The sequence below is a fragment of the Photorhabdus thracensis genome (genome assembly GCF_001010285.1).
Taxonomy (GTDB): Bacteria; Pseudomonadota; Gammaproteobacteria; order Enterobacterales; family Enterobacteriaceae; genus Photorhabdus; species Photorhabdus temperata.
Genome location: NZ_CP011104.1, coordinates 920,922 through 942,778, shown reverse-complemented (window position 1 = coordinate 942,778; position 21,857 = coordinate 920,922). Strand labels below are relative to the sequence as shown.

The window sequence follows — 21,857 nt, the reverse complement described above, 5'->3', positions numbered from 1 at the left end:
AGGAAATAAAACCAATGGGTATATCAGATCCGCGTTTGTGTTTCGATTGTAAGCGGTTTTTAAAAAACTGGGTAGAATTTCAGTTGGTGGATGAACAGGATAAGCTGCTGGTCAACCAGTCTTATCGTCTTATCAGTCACGGAACCCCAGGTTATGTGCGCCAGGGGGTAACCGATGGTTTCGGTGTGCTTAGAGAAGAGACGCTGTTACCCCATCCGGTAACACTGTATATCGCTGCTCAATCGCTGGCTGACGAGATGGAACAGCGCCCGTTGCGGGAAATCCGCGGTGAAGAGGCTTCGGTGGTGAAGCCAAAAGCAGAAGCGGAAGGTCATCAATATTGCTATGTGACTATCGGGCAGATTAGTGATGGGTTGCCGGTGATTAAGGAATGGGATCCCAAAGATATTCCACCTCCCTATCATTTCCCGAACCCGGAGCCAAAAGGCTATCAGGTCCATCCGTTAAATCAGCAGAGAGATCTGACCGCCCACATTCAGCATGATACCTACTGGCATATAGTAAAACCCTGAGCGATAACAGTTGGAGCTGGGCTTACCGCAGTGAGGATTTATGGGCAACACAGCTTAATCACTGGCGTTCACGTCAGCAGGTGATATTACAGGAGAAGCAGGTACTCTTGCGCAGTATGGATACGCGTATTCTCAGTCAGTTATTACCGGCAATGATTGTCAGCGATTGGTCGGGATTTCTAACGCCGGTGAGTGAATTAATGATCGACGCACCTGAGCCACAGATTTATTACCGCCCTGAGAATTACGGTCAAGGTGGGAATGAACGGCCTTTCGTCCTGGATAGTCATTTATCGTATGCCTGGCTTCATTCCGATTACGCCCTGCAAGGGAAAGCCTTTATGATCAGTTGTGATTTATAGGAAGATCACGGTGAATTAGCTAAAAAACTGAATGAATCAGAGGAGCGGTTAGTAGAACGGATTATTAATTGGTTGAAAGTGCGTTTAGAAAACGGCGATGACATTAGCAACCTGACCAGTGTGGATTATTTGCAGACGTTTAATGAACAACATACAACCACTCTATCCCCGTAAGCACAGGGAATACTTCATATTCATTATCTAACTCTTTTCTATTATCGGTTTATCCCCGTAAGCACGGGGAACCTTTTTACTCTGCTACCACCACAAAACCTGAATCAGGTTAATCCCCGTAGACACGAGGAATTCTGGTACTATTGCGGGAATTTTCCTCCCCGATGACGGTCCATCCCCTCAAGTTACGGGGAACACAGTTATAACAGACGAAGATGATTCTGTATTTAGCGGTTTATCCCCATATAAACAGGGAACACGTATGTTTCCGCTCACTTAATCGCTAACTGTTCGGTTTATCCCAGTAAGTACAGGGAACATTTTTTCAAACCAGATATACAACAGTATCAGTTCGGTTCATCCCCGTACACGGGGAATACTTTACTTAACTGCTTTTAACATAACATTCTCCCGCAGACAGAAGAAACACCGATTACCGCTAATTACGTCCCTGTGTTACTTCGGGTTTATCCCCGATGGTACAGGGAACTCATTCCTGGCTTTATCCTATTAGGAGCACTGCTAGGTTCATCCCCGTAATTACAGGGAACATTTAGTAAATTTACTAAAGCATCACTCATGACGCGGTTTATCCCCGTCAGTACAGGGAACATGTAAATTCGCTCATTGATAAGATTTATCGAGTTTGGTTCATCCCCGTAGGCACAAGGAACATTCACCAACACGGCCTCTTATTGGTTAATTATAGCGTTTTATCCGATGAAGCAAAGGAAACATATTGTTCCTGGTTCAAATGCCTACCAAAATTCGGGTTTATCCCCACAGATGTGAGGAACACAGTAATTATTTTATCAATACTTTTTAGAGTAGTGACTGCACCCAACGCAATAGAATATCGCGGTACGAATACATTAGTTAGTAATCTCGCCTTTTACTCTGCTTTCAAAACATAACGCGAACATCTAATAACACAAATAAGCCATCTTCAACAATCAATACCCTGAAGGCGATTATATTACGATCCCCAACAGAAATAAATTTAAATGAAGTCAGTGCCATTATACTGTTCTGATTAACATCAATCCGCATCCCATAGCTTTAGATCGACCAAAACCTTTTGTATATTGTGCCAAGAATAAATCACCATTGGTAATCGTCAGAAGTCCCTGGAAATCGACACTGGAGAATTGGATTTTTTGTCCCTTCCTTTTTACGCTTCGATGCTGAGTATAACCTTCAATATTCAGTAAATCATCAAACTGAATACCCCATTGCTGCATACGACGATTATCCAGGAGCCAATTACGGGCAGCATCTTCCATCAGGGTCTTTATTTTTCCCTGTTCAGTTTCACCTTGCCGTCTTGCCTGAAACTTGGCATGCATTAAGACATCATGACGCCGGCGTTTTCCAGAAGGATCGGTAACACAGATTGTTGGATTAACACGTAATTTGAAAGCTAAACGCTGTCCCTCGCGCAATAGAGGGTAAAATGATTTCGTTTCAACATCAAATAACGGTGACTGCGTTTGGGGTGATGTTTTAGATAAAGCATAGAATACAGGTAATCCCATTATTCCGATTTCTTGCCGGAATAGAAATTGACGCTGTACGTCTTCCGTAAACAATTTCCATAGCAATTGATGAGAGGTATAAACTCCATTCGCGCCAAGCTTCGCCAATATGTTTGCAGTCTGGCCTGATTGCCGAAGTGTAATTTTAGACAAATACATTAACACCCTCCTCGACAGAAAGTTGATACATAGTACGTTGCCTGAATTGCCAACGTCCTCGGTTGATCGGCTCATCCCAAGGATGGCTTATTAAAATATTTGAAGCGATAATTTCATCTTTTTTTCCTTCCCAAAAATAAGTAACAAGACCATTTGCTCCCAGCCATAACTTATCTTCCTTATCAGAATGAATCAGTGGTGGAAAAGAGGTATCCAACGCCGATTTTAATGTCGATCTCCCTGTTAATGTAGGGCAGAGAGGTAAAGCAGGTGGACAAGATTTACGTCCAAGATGCAGGATAAATACCGGTTTAAGTAAAGCATCCCGTAATTGTTCTAGCGTAAAAGCAGCTCGCCGGGTTAATGCAATGGCAACGATCCAAATACCATCACAGCGATAGTCACGATTAGATAATATGGTATTCAGTTTATCTGAACTTAATTCGCTTTTACGGCTCTGGTGAATTACATTATTCTCGTGCGTTGGTACCTGCGTCGTATGGTAATCACGCATTAAAGAACTGGGAACAATTTGCTTAATTGCAATCAACACACTTTTTTGTAATTTTGCTAATTCAGACTCATTATCTCGTCGAATGCCTAATGCGGCCCCTAATAACCCCAAAATCGCAGATCGGCTAGGATATGATTCCGTTGGCCTTTCCCCGCCAACCGCAGGTTGACCCCAACTTGCCATCGGGCCATATAATCGAAAGACTAAATATGCTTTCATTCTGCCCCCATTACTGTGCAATAAATTCAAGCAGCTCTGTCAAACTTCCTTCCCCTGTGAATGTATTGAATTTATAGCGGGCATCGGCACATGCACCGTAAACCTGATCAATATTGTGCATTTGGCTTTCTAATGCTCGAATTGCCGATGGGCCTTGGTCACTGTCATGAATCGGTTTTAAAAATGCGACAGATAAAGAACGTGGTTGTTGTTCGCCTTTTTCAGCGAGGGCAAAATTGGCATAAGCACGGGAAGCAAAACTACTTTGTTTACCCGTCGGTGAGATTTTCACCGCCGCTTCTGTCAATGCTTTAATTGCTTTATTAGCAAGCGCTTTATTACCATCCAAATTCTCTATTAATTGCGTTTTATTAATGCAGATATAACTGTAGAACAACGCTGCCGCAAAACCCGATTCCCCGATATGGGCCGAACCCGTGTCTTCTTTACCATCATTTAAATCATCTACTGCCGTAAAATAATCATCTTCAACGACAACACTGTGCACACTAATCGCATGAGCAACCTGGCAAGCGGCTTCGACGTTAAATGCAGGGCTTGAAGCTAACATTCGACCAAACAACGCAATATCTACAGCGGTTTGTTCAGCTTTTAACAAATTAAGCTCTTCCGATGTTGGCGCCCGGCCTTCTTCTGCCAGTACAGCGACCAGCGACATGACAGACCGCTGCTCTGCCGGGCTGATATGTGCCAATTGTTCAGTCTCTAAAGCATCTTTTTTAGTTTTGCCAAAAACACCGGCAATATTTGCAGCCAATGCTTTAGCTGATTTCTCTTTCACGCCGGCACTGATCAAAGCTTCAAATACCTTGATACCGAAGCGCTTTGTGCGAATACCAATATTCTCCGATAACGCTTGCTCAAATAATTCAGAGGTACGCCAGTGGCGTTTCAAACTTTGAGAACTCACACGTAAACGTTCAAAACCACCCATTTTCGCTGTTTTAGGTCGGCCTAAATCATCACGATTAAGATTGGATGGTGCATAGGAGGTTAATAGGTGTAATTGAATAAACTGACTCATAGTCATTCTCCTAAATTCATTAATAAGAATCTGATAAATCAACCCATTTACTACTGGCGGCACAGTAATAATCCATCACCCACTTTACATTGATACGCTTATCTGCTTTACAGGGTCGTAATTGTCCATATTCAGCAAACCATTCCTCAATATCCTGAGCTAAAGCCAGAACAGAAATATTGCCTTTTACTTGCTGTAGGATCCGACGTAATCGATGTAATAACTCGTTCGGTGTTTTCGCATTTTGTAATTGTGAAAAACGCAATTCACTGACAATCGGTTTATTCCCCCCTCCTTTCTTACCCGCCGCTACTGCCAATTTAATACCATTATTGTTTCTGACATAAACTAATACCGCCGCCATCGTGGCCCAATATTCTATTTTTATCGGATTATCGGATAAGCTAATTTCGTCAGGTAAACTGAGCCATAAAGCCCGAAAACCTTCAGTTAACATCGCCATCTCAACATTTTCACAGCGCTTTAACTGGGCTTTATACGTAGAAGGAGACGGAATAATATCTTTCTCTTTTAACTGTTTTGGTGACAGAGATATACTTTGCCACCAACGCAATAATATAATTTCAGTTTTACTGTCCATTACACCTCCTCTTTGCCAGAATTAATATGATTATTGGTAATAAATGTTTTGATCTCTCTTAAAGCTTTTTGCCCATATAACCCCATGATTAAGTGCTGACGCGCTCTTATACGTTTCGCCATTGAACGCTCATTACCAAGTTCAGATAAAGCAGCATGTTCATCAAATAAATCCAGACAGAGATGACGCAAGGTATTGAGCCAATGTTTGGCCTGTTCCGGGGTAAGGAAAGGATCATTCGAACGTGCATTGTCGATAATTTGATGAATCACTGAAAAAAATAACGATTCGCTTTGTTGCCAAAAAGCAAGGTCAATAAAAGAAGTGTCTCCTTTTACCTCTGCGGGCTTTTCAAACCAGGCAGCTTTTATTTGGTTTCGGCATAACCAAATTATAGTAGTTGCCAGCTTTTGTAGATCTTTAACTTGGCACAGAATATCTTCCTGCTGTTCAGGTAAGATAAAAAACAGCGGCATGATAACGGAATACCAGCAACGTGCTTTCATATTATCCATATCGTAGCCAAACACCCACAAATAAGGCATGGTACTTTGAAGTTCAGCAAAATCACGACATAAAGAATAAAAATGGCTCACTACCGGTGCACAGATTTGCCCTCTTTCATGACTGCTAAATACCAAAGTATCCCAAATTTTGTAGGTCACGCCTCCCGGCTGGCCTTTAACAGATAAATGTTCCGTTGCTTTTGAGTCCCATTTATAGGGTGTTAATGGGTGAAACCAATTACCTGAATAATTGCCACCATAATTCTGTGTGCGATATTCAGAAACAGTTAATGCAGAGCGCTTGCCTGAAATTTTACAAACCTGTTCCTTCTCTTCCACCACAAGACGTATACGTCTTGGCATTGCCCAATACATATGCAAGGGATGAACATCTGAAAAATAAATTTCCGTCCCTTCCTTAACACTTGCTTTTGTTGGCGCTAACCAGGGAAAAACCTGAGCACTGGTTAAATCAGGTTCTGAATAACGCCATTCATTTCGGTTAATGACGTTTAACCATAGTTTTTGCCATAGTGTCGCATCAGCCTGGCCCAGCAGCACTAACGTGGTTAATGGCCCTCCCCCCCGCAACCCGACCCGATGTCCCACACCACCTGATGGCGCGTTAATTTGTAAGGTAAAAAGCGCCAAAGCGGCCATTTCAAGAGACATTACATCACCAATGCCACGTTTAATGAAATGATCAGTATTCAGCCTTAAGCCATTGGCTCCTGGTGCTTCAATTAACAGTCCAGCGACAGTGGTTGATTTTACCTTTTGCAGAGGATCAAAATCCTGCATAAAAAGGGGCCCTGTACCGGTAATATTGAAAGCATGTTCAGCTTTGGCAAAAGCTTGTTGTAATGTTTTCTTGTCAGGCGATGTTTTATACAGGGAATGCCATTGATATTGATCTTCCGGCGCAAAAACAGTTTGCAATAAGCCAATAGCGAATTGACAAGCCGCTCCCTGAAAATCAGCTCTCGGTAAAGCAAAGTCCATAACATCATGGTCACATATCGCATTAATGGACAGTACTTTTTCACTACCATCACGTAATCGGAAAGGCAACCACGGGTCCTGAACTAAGTTCATAACACCTCCTGCTTTTATTTTTCACGAAAGCCCATTGTTGAAGAATAAGTAAAGTTTGGGTCCTGTTCTGGCAACCAAGGTTGCAAGTATCTAATTTGGTGATATCTCTGTTGTAATGCATTGAGAGCGGGAATTAATTTCCTTGGAATTGGCGCTAATTTATCCGCATACTTATTTTTAGATAATGTAACCGTACTCAATGACACTGAAAATTCGGCGGAATTTACCCAGGGTACAAGTTGTCCTGAATCAGTCTTTTTCAGTAATAACACCTCAACGGTTTCAATATCACTGTAGCGGGTATGAATATCGGCATCGTCTTCATACCAATTATCAGCACTTCGATCACAATAACCATATAACTGCCACTGCAACCAATAAGACTTCGCTTTGGCTTCCTGACTTCGTTCCTCATCAATTAATACATTTTCCTGGCGCTTTAACTTTTCAGGCGCTTGCTCATAAGCATGACCATAAACCGCATCAATTAACTCACGGGTTTCCGCAGGCATACGTATTGCACCCAGTTTTCTCAATACACGCATGCTTAACCACAAACGTGCAGGCGAACGATAAACATATTGTGTGCTACGGAAATTATGGCTTAACCAATCTGATTCGGGTTGCTCCTTCCAATCAGGCGCATGGATAAAGAGTATTGGCGCAGAACGTGAATCTTTAATTCCATTTTGATAAATGCCATCACTATCACGAGTATGACGTTGCAAACGCCCTGCTCGCTGAATCAGATCATCAATAGGACAAATATCTGAAATCATCACATCGGCATCAGCATCCAAACTTTGCTGGAATACGGGTGTAGCAATTAACGCTTTACCGCGGCGTATCTCACTATGACTATTTTTACCAAAAATAGTCATTATATGATTTTCAATTTCTTTCCGGTGTTGCAATACAAACCGGCTATGAAATAACAGACAACGTTCAGGTTCAGTGAGCAAGCTTTGCAGCGTCTGATAAGCCTCAATAGCATCGTCTACTGTATTTCGGATCCAAACGACACATTGCCCTTGTACAATCGCAGCCAATACTTTTTCAACACAACAGACAAAGCTATTTAAGAAATCAACCTTGACTTCCCGGCTAACATCTTTTCGACTTGATAACGGTTGTTCAATAACGGGCGATATGGCATTCAAGCTTATTTTTGTCGCTAAAGGAAAATCCGTTTTTTGTAATAATTGTGAGCTCAATCCACCGGCGTTCAACCAAATATCCGTTAAACGTTGACGCTGTTTCAGGGTCAGTGTCGCTGTCAGCAAAATAGCTGAACCACCTTGATAGAGATGCAGAGCTAATAAATTTTCCAATAAATTAAACATAAATTCATCAGCAGCATAAACTTCATCAACAATTAATACCTTACGATTAAGCCCAAATAATCTCAGGGCCTGATAACGTCTGGGCAATACAGCTAATAAAGCCTGATCAATAGCGCCTATTCCAACAGGCGCTAACAATGCTTTCTTGCGTGGATCCGCCAGCCATTGATTGCATTGTGCTGAAGTGGTGATATCTGTTTCACCATAACTTCTGTCTGGGTGACCTAACGCCAGAATGGCTTCATGAAATTGAGCATTCATCTCTCGTGCACCATGAGACAAAATAATACCTGGTTTATTGCCATCGTCTGTTGATAGCATTTGCTGATAATATTCAGCAATCCGGTGAAACATTGCGTTGGAAGACGTCATGTCAGGCAAACCGAAATAAAAACCATCGGCTGCTTTTCTTCGCATTAAACGATGTGTTAGCGCTAATGCCGCCTCTGTTTTTCCTGCCCCGGTAACATCTTCTAAAATAAAGAGTTGAGGAGAATCATCTACAGGTATTGATTCAGCCCACTTCTGCAATGGCGTCGCAGCAAAACCGTAATAGTCCTGAATAGAAATAAATGGCTTTACTCTCGGCACCTTGCCTAAATCTGTCGCCATCACCGCTTTTTTTGCCATGGCTTTAGCATGTTGCCAATAATCTGCTAATGGCATAGGTTCAGATTGATATACAAAATAGCGATTATCAGAACCAATCCAATCCGCCAATATCGCAATACCAGCAAACTGCCAGCTCACTTGCTCTAATCGCCGTCGCCATTCTTTGGATTGTAATTTTTCAATAGGAAACTCAGGTTGGAGTAATTCAATTAAATGGTGAACAAAGAGTGTGGCGGCATTGAGATTATGAGGTTCAGTAAAATATTCGATAGCTTTATAGTCTGTTTTATCTATTGGCTGACCATGATGTCCTAATACACAGTCCATCAGCACCATTAAGGTATCGAAAATCTCTTGCTGTTCTCTCCGTTTAATATCCTCAATATTAATCAGCTTTTTAAGCAACTTCGGTTTGATATTTTCCCAAAAATACAGCCCCATACGGTCATGACAAAAATAACGTCCATCATAGCCTTTACAGCAATAAGGTTGATACAGACCGACTGACTGACTGGAAAATAATTTTTGAAAAGCAGATGCAAATTTACCAATATCATGCAACGTCAGTACAAAAGAGACAATACCTTGTAACTGCTTTGTCGATAACGCTAAAAAATTAGTGAGATCTTTAATCAGCGATCTTTCTAAAGAAAGTAACTGCATGCCGACAGCCGCGACATCCAAGCAATGATAAGGAAGTAGATGATAATTTGTACTTTCAGCTTCTGATGTTCGCTTCGCCTTACCCCAATATTGAAAATAAATTGGTATTTCCATTTAAAATCCTTACTTAAACATTTCTTTTGCCTACTTTTAGAACATAATGCGAAAATTTAGATCAAAAAAATACTACTTTCTGTTTTTTTAGGATAATCCCGTATAAAGATGCCTTATTTAAACAGATAAACTTCAAGTTCATCTTTGTTAAGCACAAACCAGAATTAAAGCGACATCGTATTGCAAGGAACAACTTGATAACGTGACTAACTTTATCCATCCATTTGATAAATAAAGATAACTAGGTGAAAGATTTGTACCGTTTCATCAAGGATTCATTTACGCTGGCAACCCTGCATATATTAATGTCTGACCAAGTTGAGATGAAAATACTGATGGGTGTTTAGCGATGTCAATACAATCATACGCGAATCGCATTCAGTCTTTAGCGGTACAAGCTTAAATCCTGATGCGATAACATAGTGAAGGGGCTAATTTACGAATAAAAACAACTTAATAGAATGATTAATATAAATATTTTCACAGACGAACGACTAATTTAATTAAGTTAACGAAAAGATTATCTGTGTTTTCCCTCCCATTCTCCAAAGCTGATTACGAATTGGAACTGACAGATAATGAGTTACATTGGGTTTATACGATTCCAGAAATTCTCGTTGATAACCAACTGGCACCCTGGCTTTCATAGGTTGATCAATATAACGGAGAACATCCTTACTATCTTCAGACAATGGAATATAGCTCGGGAAATCGCCGGATCTTTCTGTTACCTGCTTTAATGTTTCTCGCTCAGAAATAACATAGCGACGACCCCGTCCTTCTCCTAAAGCGTGTACTTTCCCATCTTCAACAAGCTGTCCTAGCCAACGCTGGATAGTCCTTCTGGGAATAGAAGGATGCTCCGCTAATAAATCCGAAACAGACATAGGCTGTGATGCAGCACACAAGGTCTTATGAATATTAGTAATTGAACTCATAGTAAATGACAAATTTCAGTAAGAATATGGCGCAATTCAAAATAATTTAACTATTTCAAATGGATAGAGTCATATTTTGTACCCACATTGTTAATATTCTCGTAAGCTAATAATGCTCGTTGAATATATTTAAGGATATTTATCTAAGAGTAAGTACGAACACCCAAGCCATATTATAGAAATGGATCAATAGTATTGCTCTCACAACAGCTTTTCCGCGTTACCGGTTCATCACGCTTTATCGCAAGAAATATACGAAATATCTATCTACAATACGGAGTCGCATTGACTTTATGAACAGCAAAACTCAATATCCATCAACTTTAGGGCAAAATACAAACTATACGTTTTTATTTATCCTTTCAGTCACCGTATTCTTCGTCGGCGCGACCGAATTCATGTTATCGTCTATGCTTACCCCTCTGGCAGCAGCCTTCGGAACGACTACCGTCGGAGCATCCTGGCTAGTGTCTGGTTATGCATTTTCCTATGCTCTGGCAGCCCCGGTACTCGGATATTTTTCAGATCGTGTTAATCGGAGCAGATTGCTTCTGGGTTCCTTATTGTTTTTCGCCGTAGATGGTCTCGCTATCATTCTTGCACCCACTCTTGAAATCGCAATCGCACTGCGGATTTTTGGCGGTATAGCATCAGCGGTCATCATACCGACAGTATTTGCCTTGATCGCCGATATTGTTCCTTATAACCGCCAGGCTGGAGCAATGGGAGTTGTTATGCTTGGCATGACTTTCGGTATTGCATTTGGTCCAGCCTTAGCGGGAATACTTACTGACCTCATTAGTTGGCAAGCACCCTTTTTATTTAGCTCGCTTGGCTGCACCGTCACATTTATCGCAGGGTTTTACTGTCTTCCGATGCAAATGGCGTCAAAAGAACTTATAAACCGGCAATTAGTCTGGTTTCGGCAATGGTCGGTTGTCAGGCCACTCATTGCAAAAGGGGCCTGGAATGGTGCCGGTGTCTCTGCTTTTCTTCTGTCGGGAGAAGTTTTACGTCAACAGTACGGATTTGGTCCAACCGAAATCGGCTTGACCGTTATAGCCTTTGGCGTCGGTCTGGGAATAGGGAATATCTCATCTGGTGGGCTTCGCAAACTTTGCGGTCGAGAAGAAGCGATTTTAGTCGTTGTCAGTCTGCTACTAACTGGTGTGATCTCAGTTTTCATGCTCGTTCCAATTACGCTCTTCGGCTCATTGGGGTGTTTGATATTTTGGGGAATCGCGCTTGGTGCTGGAGCACCTTCAAGTACAGTGGTTTTGGTGACAAGAGCAAGCGCTAATAAAGGTATGGTTCTAGCCTTTGCAGAAACGTTTAATAATCTGGGCATTTTGAGCTTGGTACCGTTAGCAATGATAGGACTGGCAAAGGGAGGTCCCCCCGCAGCCATGATGGTGTTATCGGTGGGATTGGTTATCGGTCTTACATTGACAATATTAGATTTCTGGCTGACTCGTTCCAAAAGTTCAGCAAGCTCTTCGATATAAATGCCTTGCCCTCTGGCTTTATTTCCCCACCCAATACATTAGGTGGGGAATATTATTCGTTGTCGCGCTCAGAGGACATCAATTAAATTTTCAGTTATAGCCAGAAGAACCAGGCAAACAACGAAATGATAGCGATACAGGCAATATTCAGAACCATACCGACTCTCACCATTTCAACCTGTTTGATATAACCGGAGCCGAAAACAATGGCGTTAGGCGGTGTTGCCACCGGTAACATGAAGGCACAAGAGGCACCGAAACCGATAATCAGTGTCAGAGTCATTACCGGCATACCCAATGCTTCCGCAACCGTTGCAAATACTGGTACCAGCAGAGCTGCACTTGCTGTATTACTGGTGAATTCAGTCAAGAAAATGATAAACGCTGCCACCGCAACAATAATCACAAACCAGTGGCTTGCACCGAAAGTAGCAGCCATACCGTTTGCCATGATCTCACTGGCGCCTGAGTTTTTCAGAATGGCGCTTAACGTCAGACCACCACCGAACAACATCAACACACCCCATTCGGTGTTATTCTGAATTTGGGACCAACTCGCTACACCGGTTATACCAATCAAAATAGCAGCACCAATTGCAATAATGGTATCCAGATCTTTCACGCCACCCAAAGCAGAACTAATCACAGAGCTAAAGATCCAGCAGAACACAGCTGACAGAAAAATCAGCATGGTAATCAGACGCTTACCTGTCCAATCCAGTTCTTCCAGCTTCATGTCGAATTTATGATTCAAATTCGGACGCAGCATCAGATACATTAAGCCGATCATCATTGGCATCAGAATAACAACCAGTGGAATACCAAATTTCATCCAATTGAAAAAATCGATACCCAGTTGAGCGGCAGCAATCGCATTCGGCGGGCTACCAACCAGCGTACCTAAACCACCAATACTTGCACTGTAAGCAACCCCCAACAATACAAATACAAAAGTATGACGCTCAGTGCGTACATCCAGATTAGACAAAATACCCAATACCAATGGCAACATCATCGCGGCGGTCGCTGTATTGCTGATCCACATAGAAAGACCGGCAGTAACACCAAACAGCAACATTACAGCGATAGAAAAACGTCCACGGGCAATCATCAGCAGACGATTAGCAATCAGTCGATCCAATCCTTGTATATGCAATGCCGTTGCCAGTGCAAAACCGCCAAAAAACAGGAAGATGATAGGATTAGCAAAAGATTTCAATGCGTCTCCTGTATTCATCAATCCCATGCCAACCGCCAAAAATGGAATACATAACGCAGTAATAGTGACGTGAATAGCTTCAGTAAGCCACAGCACGCCAACAAATACCATCAGTGACAAACCCGCATTAGCTTTTTCATCAAACGGCAGGACATTGAGCAGAATAAACAGCAATACAATATCAGCAGCCAGAATGATTAAGCCTTTTTTATTTGAGAAATTTGACTTAATGGCTGGGGTTAAAGATTCAGAAGCATCCATGGTGACTCCATTAGCGCCGGTGATATCTTATCCACCATTGCTACAATTGTTAAAAAAATACAAGGCGTGTGAATATAAGGAGTCTTTTCTGGGAAGAAAACGCAGTTCTTTGAATTTTGGGATCTAAGACGTTGGAATTGACCAATTAAATCATAAAAGACGGTATTTTATACAATTTTTTGTTTTTATATCACACTATTTACGTCTTTTTAGGTATAGGAGGTCGCTGCATTTTATGCAAGCTTGCAGGCATAAAAAAACAGGAGAGTTTTACCCCTCCTGTTAATATCAGTAATTTCTAGCTTTGATTACCGATTAAGCTTGGCCTTTTACTTCTTTCAGACCATAGAAAGGAGCACGGTTACCCAAAGCTTCTTCAATACGGATCAGTTGGTTGTATTTAGCAACGCGATCAGAACGGCTCATAGAACCGGTTTTGATCTGACCTGCTGCTGTACCTACTGCCAAATCAGCAATGGTCGCATCTTCAGTTTCACCGGAACGATGAGAGATTACCGCGGTGTAACCAGCATCTTTTGCCATTTTGATCGCTGCCAGAGTTTCCGTTAGAGAACCGATCTGGTTGAATTTAATCAGAATGGAGTTAGCGATACCTTTCTCAATACCTTCTTTCAGGATTTTAGTATTGGTAACGAACAGGTCGTCACCAACCAACTGAATTTTCTCACCCAACACTTTAGTCTGGTAAGCGAAACCGTCCCAGTCAGATTCATTCAAGCCATCTTCGATAGATACGATTGGGTATTTTCTGGTCAAATCTTCCAGGTAATGAGTGAATTCCTGAGAAGTGAAAGTCTTACCTTCACCTTTTAGTTCATAGTTACCTGTTTCTGAGTTGTAGAATTCAGAAGCGGCACAATCCATCGCCAGAGTGATATCTCTACCCAAAACATAGCCTGCCTGTTCTACCGCTTCTTTGATCGCAGCCAATGCAGCAGCGTTGGATTCCAGGTTAGGCGCATAACCACCTTCATCACCAACGGCAGTACTCATCCCTTTCGCTTTCAGAACTTTAGCCAGGTTGTGGAACACTTCAGAACCGATACGAACCGCTTCTTTCAGCGTTTTGGCGCCAATCGGCTGAATCATAAATTCCTGGATATCAACGTTGTTATCCGCGTGTTCACCACCATTGATAATGTTCATCATCGGCAACGGCATAGAGAATTTACCTGGCGTGCCATTCAATTCAGCAATGTGCTCGTACAATGGCATACCTTTCGCCGCTGCCGCTGCTTTAGCGTTAGCCAAAGAAACCGCCAGAATCGCGTTAGCACCGAATTTAGATTTGTTTTCAGTACCATCCAGGGTGATCATGATTCTATCGATGTTAGCCTGATCTTTAGCATCCTGACCGATAACTGCCTGGGCAATGGGTCCATTTACTGCATCAACAGCTTTCAGTACACCTTTACCCATAAAACGGGATTTGTCACCGTCACGCAGTTCCAACGCTTCGCGGGAGCCGGTAGATGCACCAGATGGCGCAGCCGCTAAACCAACAAAGCCCCCTTCCAGATGCACTTCTGCTTCTACGGTTGGGTTACCACGGGAGTCAATGATTTCACGACCGATCACTTTAACGATTTTGGACATTAGGTTTTCCTCAGTACAAGTTACATTTCAGGTAAATGACGGAACACTCATCCCGCCACTTACTGCACATCTTATTTGAGCTGGCCTTTCTGGTATTTACCGGCTGCTTTAACAAAACCGGCAAACAGCGGATGGCCATCACGAGGAGTGGAAGTAAATTCTGGGTGGAACTGACAAGCCACGAACCAAGGATGGTCTGGAATCTCAATAATTTCCACTAATTTATTGTCTACTGAACGACCTGCTACCCGCAGACCGGCATCTTCAATACGTTTCAACAACAAATTATTAACTTCATAACGATGCCGATGGCGTTCAACAATTGTATCTGCCCCATACAAGGTACGTACCAGGCTGTCTTTTGTCAGGTGGCATGGCTGACCACCCACACGCATCGTTCCACCGAGATCACTCTCTTCGCTACGCACTTCTAAATTACCGTCCTCATCACGCCATTCGGTGATTAGGCCGACAACCGGGAACCGGCAATCAGGTTCGAATTCTGTTGAGCTGGCTTTTTCCAGGCCCGCAACATGGCGTGAGAACTCAATCAATGCCACCTGCATACCGAGACAGATCCCCAGATAAGGGATTTTATTTTCACGGGCATAGCGGGCTGTCATGATTTTTCCTTCCACACCACGACCACCGAAACCACCAGGAACCAGAATCGCATCCAACCCCTTCAGTAATTCAACGCCACGGGTTTCAATATCCTGGGAATCAATCAGCTTAATGTTAACCGTCAGACGATTTTTCAATCCGCCGTGCTTCAACGCTTCAATCACAGATTTGTATGCATCAGGCAGTTCAATATACTTACCCACCATGCCAATAGTGATTTCACCAGAAGGATTCGCTTCTTCGTAAATGACCTGTTCCCATTCGGACAAATTCGCTTCCGGGCAATCAAGGCTGAATCGTTTACAAATATAATCATCTAAACCCTGAGATTTCAATAGCCCTGGAATTTTATAAATGGAATCAACATCTTTCAGGGAGATAACCGCTTTCTCCGGCACATTACAGAAAAGGGCAATTTTTGCCCGCTCATTAGCAGGAATGACGCGATCTGAACGACAAATCAGAATATCCGGCTGAATACCGATAGAAAGCAGCTCTTTTACTGAATGCTGAGTTGGCTTGGTTTTTACTTCCCCAGCCGCTGCCAGGTAAGGAACAAGAGTCAGGTGCAGATATAATGTGTGCTCACGGCCAACTTCTACTGCCATTTGACGAATCGCTTCAAGGAATGGCAATGATTCGATATCACCGACAGTACCACCGACTTCCACCAGCACCACATCATGACCTTCACCACCGCTGATGATGCGGTCTTTAATTTCATTGGTGATGTGAGGAATAACCTGAACGGTCGCTCCCAGATAGTCGCCACGACGCTCTTTACGCAAAACTTCGGAATAAACCCGACCAGTGGTGAAATTATTACGGCGAGTCATTTTAGTGCGGATGAAACGCTCATAGTGACCTAAATCGAGATCAGTTTCAGCGCCGTCTTCAGTAACGAAAACTTCCCCATGCTGGATTGGGCTCATCGTCCCCGGATCGACGTTGATGTACGGATCCAGTTTCATAATAGTGACATTGAGTCCACGGGCTTCGAGTATAGCGGCCAAAGAGGCTGCGGCAATGCCTTTACCCAGAGAGGATACGACCCCGCCGGTCACAAAAATATAATTAGTTTTCATGCTGAACCTGAAAGTTTAGGTTTAAAGATGATGGATATAACAGGACGGGAAAGCAGTATACCCGAACCTTAAATGCGCTACAAATAATCTGCACGCAATAAAAGGTATTTTTTCCCCCTCACAGCATTTTCAATCCAGACATGAATACATACACAAACTTCATTTTTCATGAAGCCAATCGTTATTGTCTCTTCTCAATGTCAAACGATTTTATTGCCTAAAGATAAAGAATTTTTAAATCTTTAATTCTTTACATATCAGCCATATTGTATTTAACCAATTGATTTTATTATAATTAATATTGCCAAGGTTGCACATTTATGGGTACACTTTATGTGTAAATTACCAATTTGGTATTTCGAAAAAGTCTTGGAGGTTTCTATGTTTTGCGAAGAAAAAGTAGCTCAAATGGCTGCCTATCTGCTGCATAAGCGCGGCGGGCGCATGGCATATCTGAAACTTATGAAGTTGCTTTATCTGGCAGACAGGGTGTCTATGAATAACTATGGCTACCCTATCACTGGTGATCGAATGGTATCTATGCCTAAGGGGCCGGTTTTATCGCAAACCTTGAATTTAATCACTGGAGATTACGCCAGTGATGAATTTGGATGGGGGGCGTGGATTAAAAGTGAAAAGAATTATGAAATTTCACTCAGACGGAAAAATGTAACAAGGGATGATTTTGAATCTCTTTCTGATGCTGAATTAGGGGTTCTGGATGCCATTTGGAGACAGTTCGGTCACATGAGCCGCTTTGATATTGTGGAGTATACCCATAAACATTGTACTGAGTGGCAGGATCCGGGAGGCAGTTCTTATCCTATTTCACCGAGCTCTATTTTTATTGCTGTAGGTAAATCACCTGAAGTTGCTGAGAAATTGGCGCGAGAGTTAATAGAAAGGCAACAACTGGACTGTTTTCTTCAAGGGTTACGGTGATGTCGGATGGGATTTTAAGGAAAGGATAAAACAGCAGTTAAGAAAAACCGTTTCTCACCTGTCAATATGGTTTTAAAATCTGGAAAAAAGAACAAGCTCATCATGAAAAAAACAGGTAAAAACTTTAATCATGAAAAGTAAAAAGCAGTGATTAAAGATTTTTTAAAAGCAGGTAAAAGATTCGATGCTCTGCTGATATAGAAAGAGAAAGCAGCAGGAAAAACGGGTTTTAAATTGATTAACAAGGTGGCAAAATGACAACGTTAATCCAATAACAAGAACATTAAAGAAACGAGCGTTGTTTTTAATATCATTAACACATCTGTCACTCTCTCTGGTTTTAAACCTAAAAAATCAAATACAGAAAAACGAGAAAACTTAATTATCAGTTTAATAAAAATGGGGAAACTAAATAGAGATCAGAAAACGAAAAAAACCATTAAATCGACAAAAACTGCTCTTTAAAGCCACGTATTAAATAAACCTACCAAGCGGATTTAACTCAATAAATGCATCTTGGATTCACACAAAAGGATATATCTGAATAGACGGGTATTAAAGCGCTTTCTTACCGTTATTTTACGAAGTAAACCATAAAAAATAGCGCAATAAAAAAATGGATAAAGCAGTTAATTTGACAGGGTTTAAATCCTGAAAAAAGCGTGATTATCCGAAAAAACATAAAGGAGTATTTTTATATCATCAGGATTTACTGGCTGATTTATAAAGATAAAAATCGAGTATAATTAATGTTTTTTAAACATAAAACACGATATACCATGATAACTAAGCTTAATAAAAAGCAGGCGAAAAAGTGGTAAAAACCACCGTTAAAACCTCATACCGATTAAATCCAGGAGTTAAGATAATGATTTTTAATCATAGTTTAAAACCTGCCCTGTATAAAGCCATCAGTGAAAAATGAGAAACAAAATTGACTTTATTAATGCTTATATTTCCTGGAGAAAAAGGATAAATAAAAATATGAATAGGTTAATCAGACAATCTATTTCCCAAAATGAATCTGCTTTAATAAAGTTTTCAACCAAGGAATAACTTTTTTATAAACCAATTAAATCATCAATCATGAAAAATCCGAATAACAAAACCCTCAAATAAACGATTTAACAGCATACAAATCGGGTTGCTTTCAACGTTATAATGTTGAATTTATTATGCAAAACCGCGTACAATTATAGTACAGTAGTCTATTTTATTCCCCATGACGCATTATTTTATTACCATTTATTTTATAGGTGGTAAAATTTAACTCCTGTAAAAAGCTGTCATCATGTGAACTAAAAATAACAATTTTTTCTTCTGCGAGAGAAGTCATTAATGCTATTAAAAATGTTATAGAATCTGAGTCAAGGCCATTTGTTGGTTCATCAAAAATATAAACATCTGCTTCCGTAATAAAAGCCGACGTCAATAAAAATTTCTTTTTTGTCCCAAGTGACATTTTTCCATATTCAATACCAGAATATTTAGATATGCCAAAACCATTTAAATAGTAGTCTAATTGATGTTTTAAATTACTTTTCCGATAACGTTTTCCTAGCTCTATCACATCCATTCCAGTAATAAAGTTATAAAAATCAACATTATCTGAGATGTAAAAACCATGCCTTTGTAAACTAAATCGATATGTTTTCTCCTTTCTTATAAAATTAACCATTCCTTTTTTAACCTTATTTACACCAGCAATACTTGAAAGAAAAGCCGTTTTACCCGCACCGTTAATTCCCGCAATACGGTTTAGCCCGACATAAAAATTACAATTAACTCCTGAAAAAATAGTCTTATCATTGATAATAACTTCCAGTTCAATAACTTCAAGCATAAATAACTCCGAAAAAATATGTAAAAAAGAAAATAACACAAAGAATAATAAGTTTCGTGTACTGTGTTCTTAATAGAGAAATAAATGACAAAATAACTGAAAGAAAAACATAAGATATAAACATAATAACAGGGAATGATTTAACAACCAGAAAACAAAAAGTAAAAGTTAAAAAGGAAAATAAAAACAAAGAAATAAAATAATTATAAAACAAAATTTTCCGCATAGACAAAAAATTAGATAAATATGAAAGATAATTCATTTCAATATATGAAAAACTATAGAACAACAACATGCATATATATGTAACAACACTGAAGTATATTAATAATATATAATCAACCTTGGCTGGAATTTGAGAAAAAGCACTTTCACATAATATATATAAGATTATAACGAATAATAACATAATAAGTGAAGATGTTTTATTTTTATGAAAATAATATCGGAGATTTATAATATAAGGTAATGAAAAAAATCCTGATGAAAATAACTTCTTGCTTTGATTAATAGTGTAACATGACGGAGGGTTTAAATATAATCTAAATGCCATCAATAAAATAGCTAACGTGAAAATAAAATTATATAATATTCCATTTCTGAATGATGCAGATAAAATAAAGAATGCAACAACAAAGACAAAACATAAGAAATTTAACTCAGATAAGCAAAATCCAATTACAGCAAAAGAAATAATCAAAAACAACATAGATGAAAAATAATACAAATAATTAACATTTCCAGAGAAAAAACCCAAGAAAAAGAAAATAATCATCGGAAAAGCACTGTAAATAAAAAAAACGACACTACAAAGAAATAATGTTTTTTTATCTACCAAAGAAACAACAAATGAATTTTTTCTTGCCGTAGGGAAAAATCTTATGTTAACCAAATAAAATAACATATAAATTATTAACGATATCGAAGAGAAATAAAATGACTTTATGTAACTCCCTGGCGTAACAATATTCGAAGACAAAATAATTAAGATTTCAATTATACCACTGGATTTTGCCGGGAGTAATAAAAAACAGAGAAATAAAATGACATTTTTATTCCCGGAAGCAAATTTTTTTATCCTTCCTTTATACTCTAATGCATCAGCAATTATTAAATTCATACACCCCTCTAAAACCAAAATCTAAACAACGTCCTTTGCGAATCCTTTGGAAATCTCGTCCTAGAATGTAAATACAAATAGTTACTAAACACAATATATTGGTTTTTCCTTAAATGCAATCGACATTGATTTTCCTTTTGATGTATAAATATATTGATATCCATAAGCATTGGGTAAACCTCCTCCGTACATTTAAAATTATTGAGTAATGGTGAGAATGATATTCCAATATTACTCTCTATTCTTGAGAATATTATTTTTTGAAAAAATTTATTATCGGAAAAGCGAGCAAGACATTCATCACGAAATAATAGAATAGCCACCCCAGAAACACTTAATTCCTTCTTAGACGAAACTAAGGAAAATTTATGCTGAATAAATTTTCCTCTCAAAAAACTAAAAATTTCAGCTTTCAGGCTATTCCTTCAACTTATTGTTTCTTAACCTGTTGCCACATTTGTTCCATCTCTTCCAATGTTGCCGCTTCCAACGTCAGGCCTTTGCTCAGGATCAGCTTTTCCACGCCTTTAAAACGACGTTCAAACTTATTACATGCTTTTTGCAATGCCATTTCAGGTTTGTACCCCAAATGGCGTGACAAATTCACAACAGCAAACAGCAAGTCACCAACCTCTTCTTCCAGATGCTGCTCATCAACAACTGCCTGACGAGCCTCATCCATCACCTCGTCGATCTCTTCATAAACTTTGTCTAATACCGGCCCCAGAGTATCCCAGTCAAAACCGACGGCAGCACAACGTTTCTGCATTTTATACGCTTTCATTAACGCCGGCAGAGTTGCCGGAATGTCGTTAAGGAGCGAATGAAGATCTTTTTGTGCTCTTTCCTGCGCTTTGCGTTTTTCCCAGCCACTGATAGCCACGTCACTACTGATATTCTGCTGCTGACCGAAAATATGCGGATGGCGACGCTCCAGCTTGTCGCTAATGGCATTGCAAATGTCATCAAAATCAAATAACTGCTGCTCTTTGCCCATTTCAGCATAGAACACCACCTGAAATAGTAGATCGCCCAGTTCTTCTTTCAGATCAGAAAAATCGCCACGCTCAATGGCATCAATGACTTCATAAGTCTCTTCCAATGTATAAGGTGCGATCGTTTTGAATGTCTGTTCTTTATCCCAGGGACATCCCTGTTGAGGATGGCGCAACTGCGCCATAATCCCCAGTAACCGTTCTATAGCGGGTGATTTCATCTTTTATCCAAA

Annotated in this window: 16 protein-coding genes and 2 pseudogenes; 5 read left to right on the top strand and 13 right to left on the bottom strand. The window is 40.3% G+C overall.

The features are described 5' to 3' along the window. Positions 1 to 14: 14 nt before the first annotated feature. From VY86_RS03935 to VY86_RS25610, 3 genes and pseudogenes are all read left to right on the top strand, one after another. A pseudogene (locus VY86_RS03935) lies at positions 15 to 476 on the top strand (lipase family protein); the annotation flags it as partial. A gap of 35 nt (positions 477 to 511) precedes the next feature. Continuing rightward, positions 512 to 628 (top strand): annotated as a pseudogene (locus VY86_RS25615) (DUF4123 domain-containing protein); the annotation flags it as partial. 21 nt (positions 629 to 649) lie between these two features. Then, positions 650 to 895: a hypothetical protein gene (locus VY86_RS25610; protein WP_052760770.1), complete on the top strand. Its 246-nt coding sequence runs from the start codon at positions 650 to 652 to the stop codon at positions 893 to 895. Positions 896 to 2,088: 1,193 nt separating this feature from the next. Here VY86_RS25610 and cas6e read toward each other — a convergent pair. The 7 genes from cas6e to VY86_RS03895 all read right to left on the bottom strand — a co-directional run bounded on the left by cas6e (position 2,089) and on the right by VY86_RS03895 (position 10,362). Continuing rightward, complete coding sequence (cas6e, locus tag VY86_RS03925) at positions 2,089 to 2,763, bottom strand: type I-E CRISPR-associated protein Cas6/Cse3/CasE (protein WP_046974006.1); 675 nt, start codon at positions 2,761 to 2,763, stop codon at positions 2,089 to 2,091. After that, positions 2,750 to 3,496, bottom strand: coding sequence for a type I-E CRISPR-associated protein Cas5/CasD (gene cas5e / locus VY86_RS03920; protein WP_046974005.1), 747 nt, complete (start codon positions 3,494 to 3,496; stop codon positions 2,750 to 2,752). Before cas5e ends, cas6e begins: the two co-directional genes overlap by 14 nt. A gap of 10 nt (positions 3,497 to 3,506) precedes the next feature. After that, positions 3,507 to 4,541, bottom strand: a complete 1,035-nt coding sequence (cas7e, locus tag VY86_RS03915) for a type I-E CRISPR-associated protein Cas7/Cse4/CasC (protein WP_046974004.1) — start codon at positions 4,539 to 4,541, stop codon at positions 3,507 to 3,509. A gap of 19 nt (positions 4,542 to 4,560) precedes the next feature. Further along, entirely contained in the window at positions 4,561 to 5,142 is a 582-nt protein-coding gene (gene casB / locus VY86_RS03910) for a type I-E CRISPR-associated protein Cse2/CasB (RefSeq protein WP_046974003.1), read from the bottom strand. After that, positions 5,142 to 6,743 carry a type I-E CRISPR-associated protein Cse1/CasA gene (gene casA / locus VY86_RS03905; protein ID WP_046974002.1) on the bottom strand — a complete coding sequence of 534 codons (1,602 nt, stop codon included), beginning with the start codon at positions 6,741 to 6,743 and terminating at the stop codon, positions 5,142 to 5,144. The genes casB and casA overlap by 1 nt, the downstream gene beginning before the upstream one ends. A gap of 14 nt (positions 6,744 to 6,757) precedes the next feature. Continuing rightward, entirely contained in the window at positions 6,758 to 9,475 is a 2,718-nt protein-coding gene (locus VY86_RS03900) for a CRISPR-associated helicase/endonuclease Cas3 (RefSeq protein ID WP_046974001.1), read from the bottom strand. Positions 9,476 to 9,978: 503 nt separating this feature from the next. Next, on the bottom strand, positions 9,979 to 10,362 hold the full coding sequence (locus tag VY86_RS03895) for a hypothetical protein (protein ID WP_193386966.1): 384 nt from the start codon (positions 10,360 to 10,362) through the stop codon (positions 9,979 to 9,981). 449 nt (positions 10,363 to 10,811) lie between these two features. Here VY86_RS03895 and VY86_RS03890 point away from each other — a divergent pair, with 449 nt between their 5' ends. Beyond that, positions 10,812 to 11,918, top strand: coding sequence for an MFS transporter (locus tag VY86_RS03890; RefSeq protein ID WP_228940403.1), 1,107 nt, complete (start codon positions 10,812 to 10,814; stop codon positions 11,916 to 11,918). Positions 11,919 to 12,012: 94 nt separating this feature from the next. On the opposite strand, the gene VY86_RS03885 is transcribed toward VY86_RS03890, so the two are convergent. The 3 genes from VY86_RS03885 to pyrG form a co-directional block, all read right to left on the bottom strand. Next, positions 12,013 to 13,398, bottom strand: a complete 1,386-nt coding sequence (locus VY86_RS03885) for an SLC13 family permease (RefSeq protein WP_046973998.1) — start codon at positions 13,396 to 13,398, stop codon at positions 12,013 to 12,015. A gap of 315 nt (positions 13,399 to 13,713) precedes the next feature. Next, a complete protein-coding gene (eno, locus tag VY86_RS03880) occupies positions 13,714 to 15,015 on the bottom strand; it encodes a phosphopyruvate hydratase (protein ID WP_046973997.1) in 1,302 nt (433 codons plus the stop codon). 71 nt (positions 15,016 to 15,086) lie between these two features. Beyond that, the gene (pyrG, locus tag VY86_RS03875; protein ID WP_021323106.1) at positions 15,087 to 16,724 is read right to left on the bottom strand and encodes a glutamine hydrolyzing CTP synthase; all 1,638 of its coding nucleotides are present in this window, start codon (positions 16,722 to 16,724) and stop codon (positions 15,087 to 15,089) included. Between the two features lie 381 nt (positions 16,725 to 17,105). Here pyrG and VY86_RS03870 point away from each other — a divergent pair, with 381 nt between their 5' ends. Beyond that, complete coding sequence (locus VY86_RS03870; RefSeq protein ID WP_046973996.1) at positions 17,106 to 17,666, top strand: Panacea domain-containing protein; 561 nt, start codon at positions 17,106 to 17,108, stop codon at positions 17,664 to 17,666. Between the two features lie 1,213 nt (positions 17,667 to 18,879). Here VY86_RS03870 and VY86_RS03865 read toward each other — a convergent pair. From VY86_RS03865 to mazG, 3 genes are all read right to left on the bottom strand, one after another. Continuing rightward, entirely contained in the window at positions 18,880 to 19,509 is a 630-nt protein-coding gene (locus tag VY86_RS03865) for an ATP-binding cassette domain-containing protein (RefSeq protein ID WP_046973995.1), read from the bottom strand. 1,128 nt (positions 19,510 to 20,637) lie between these two features. Then, the gene (locus tag VY86_RS26405; protein WP_420800621.1) at positions 20,638 to 20,793 is read right to left on the bottom strand and encodes a TauD/TfdA family dioxygenase; all 156 of its coding nucleotides are present in this window, start codon (positions 20,791 to 20,793) and stop codon (positions 20,638 to 20,640) included. Between the two features lie 266 nt (positions 20,794 to 21,059). Next, positions 21,060 to 21,845 (bottom strand): nucleoside triphosphate pyrophosphohydrolase, encoded by a 786-nt coding sequence (gene mazG / locus VY86_RS03855; RefSeq protein WP_046973993.1) that lies wholly within the window; start codon positions 21,843 to 21,845, stop codon positions 21,060 to 21,062. Between the last annotated feature and the right edge of the window lie 12 nt (positions 21,846 to 21,857).

Bases quoted from the DNA above. Each gene is read 5' to 3' on its own strand.
- cas6e (WP_046974006.1), bottom strand. From the start codon at position 2,763: ATGTATTTGTCTAAAATTACACTTCGGCAATCAGGCCAGACTGCAAAC.
- casB (WP_046974003.1), bottom strand. From the start codon at position 5,142: ATGGACAGTAAAACTGAAATTATATTATTGCGTTGGTGGCAAAGTATA.
- VY86_RS03900 (WP_046974001.1), bottom strand. From the start codon at position 9,475: ATGGAAATACCAATTTATTTTCAATATTGGGGTAAGGCGAAGCGAACA.
- VY86_RS25610 (WP_052760770.1), top strand. From the start codon at position 650: ATGGATACGCGTATTCTCAGTCAGTTATTACCGGCAATGATTGTCAGC.
- VY86_RS03890 (WP_228940403.1), top strand. From the start codon at position 10,812: ATGTTATCGTCTATGCTTACCCCTCTGGCAGCAGCCTTCGGAACGACT.
- VY86_RS03895 (WP_193386966.1), bottom strand. From the start codon at position 10,362: ATGTCTGTTTCGGATTTATTAGCGGAGCATCCTTCTATTCCCAGAAGG.
- cas7e (WP_046974004.1), bottom strand. From the start codon at position 4,541: ATGAGTCAGTTTATTCAATTACACCTATTAACCTCCTATGCACCATCC.
- eno (WP_046973997.1), bottom strand. From the start codon at position 15,015: ATGTCCAAAATCGTTAAAGTGATCGGTCGTGAAATCATTGACTCCCGT.
- pyrG (WP_021323106.1), bottom strand. From the start codon at position 16,724: ATGAAAACTAATTATATTTTTGTGACCGGCGGGGTCGTATCCTCTCTG.
- cas5e (WP_046974005.1), bottom strand. From the start codon at position 3,496: ATGAAAGCATATTTAGTCTTTCGATTATATGGCCCGATGGCAAGTTGG.
- mazG (WP_046973993.1), bottom strand. From the start codon at position 21,845: ATGAAATCACCCGCTATAGAACGGTTACTGGGGATTATGGCGCAGTTG.
- VY86_RS26405 (WP_420800621.1), bottom strand. From the start codon at position 20,793: ATGGATATCAATATATTTATACATCAAAAGGAAAATCAATGTCGATTG.
- casA (WP_046974002.1), bottom strand. From the start codon at position 6,743: ATGAACTTAGTTCAGGACCCGTGGTTGCCTTTCCGATTACGTGATGGT.
- VY86_RS03865 (WP_046973995.1), bottom strand. From the start codon at position 19,509: ATGCTTGAAGTTATTGAACTGGAAGTTATTATCAATGATAAGACTATT.
- VY86_RS03885 (WP_046973998.1), bottom strand. From the start codon at position 13,398: ATGGATGCTTCTGAATCTTTAACCCCAGCCATTAAGTCAAATTTCTCA.
- VY86_RS03870 (WP_046973996.1), top strand. From the start codon at position 17,106: ATGTTTTGCGAAGAAAAAGTAGCTCAAATGGCTGCCTATCTGCTGCAT.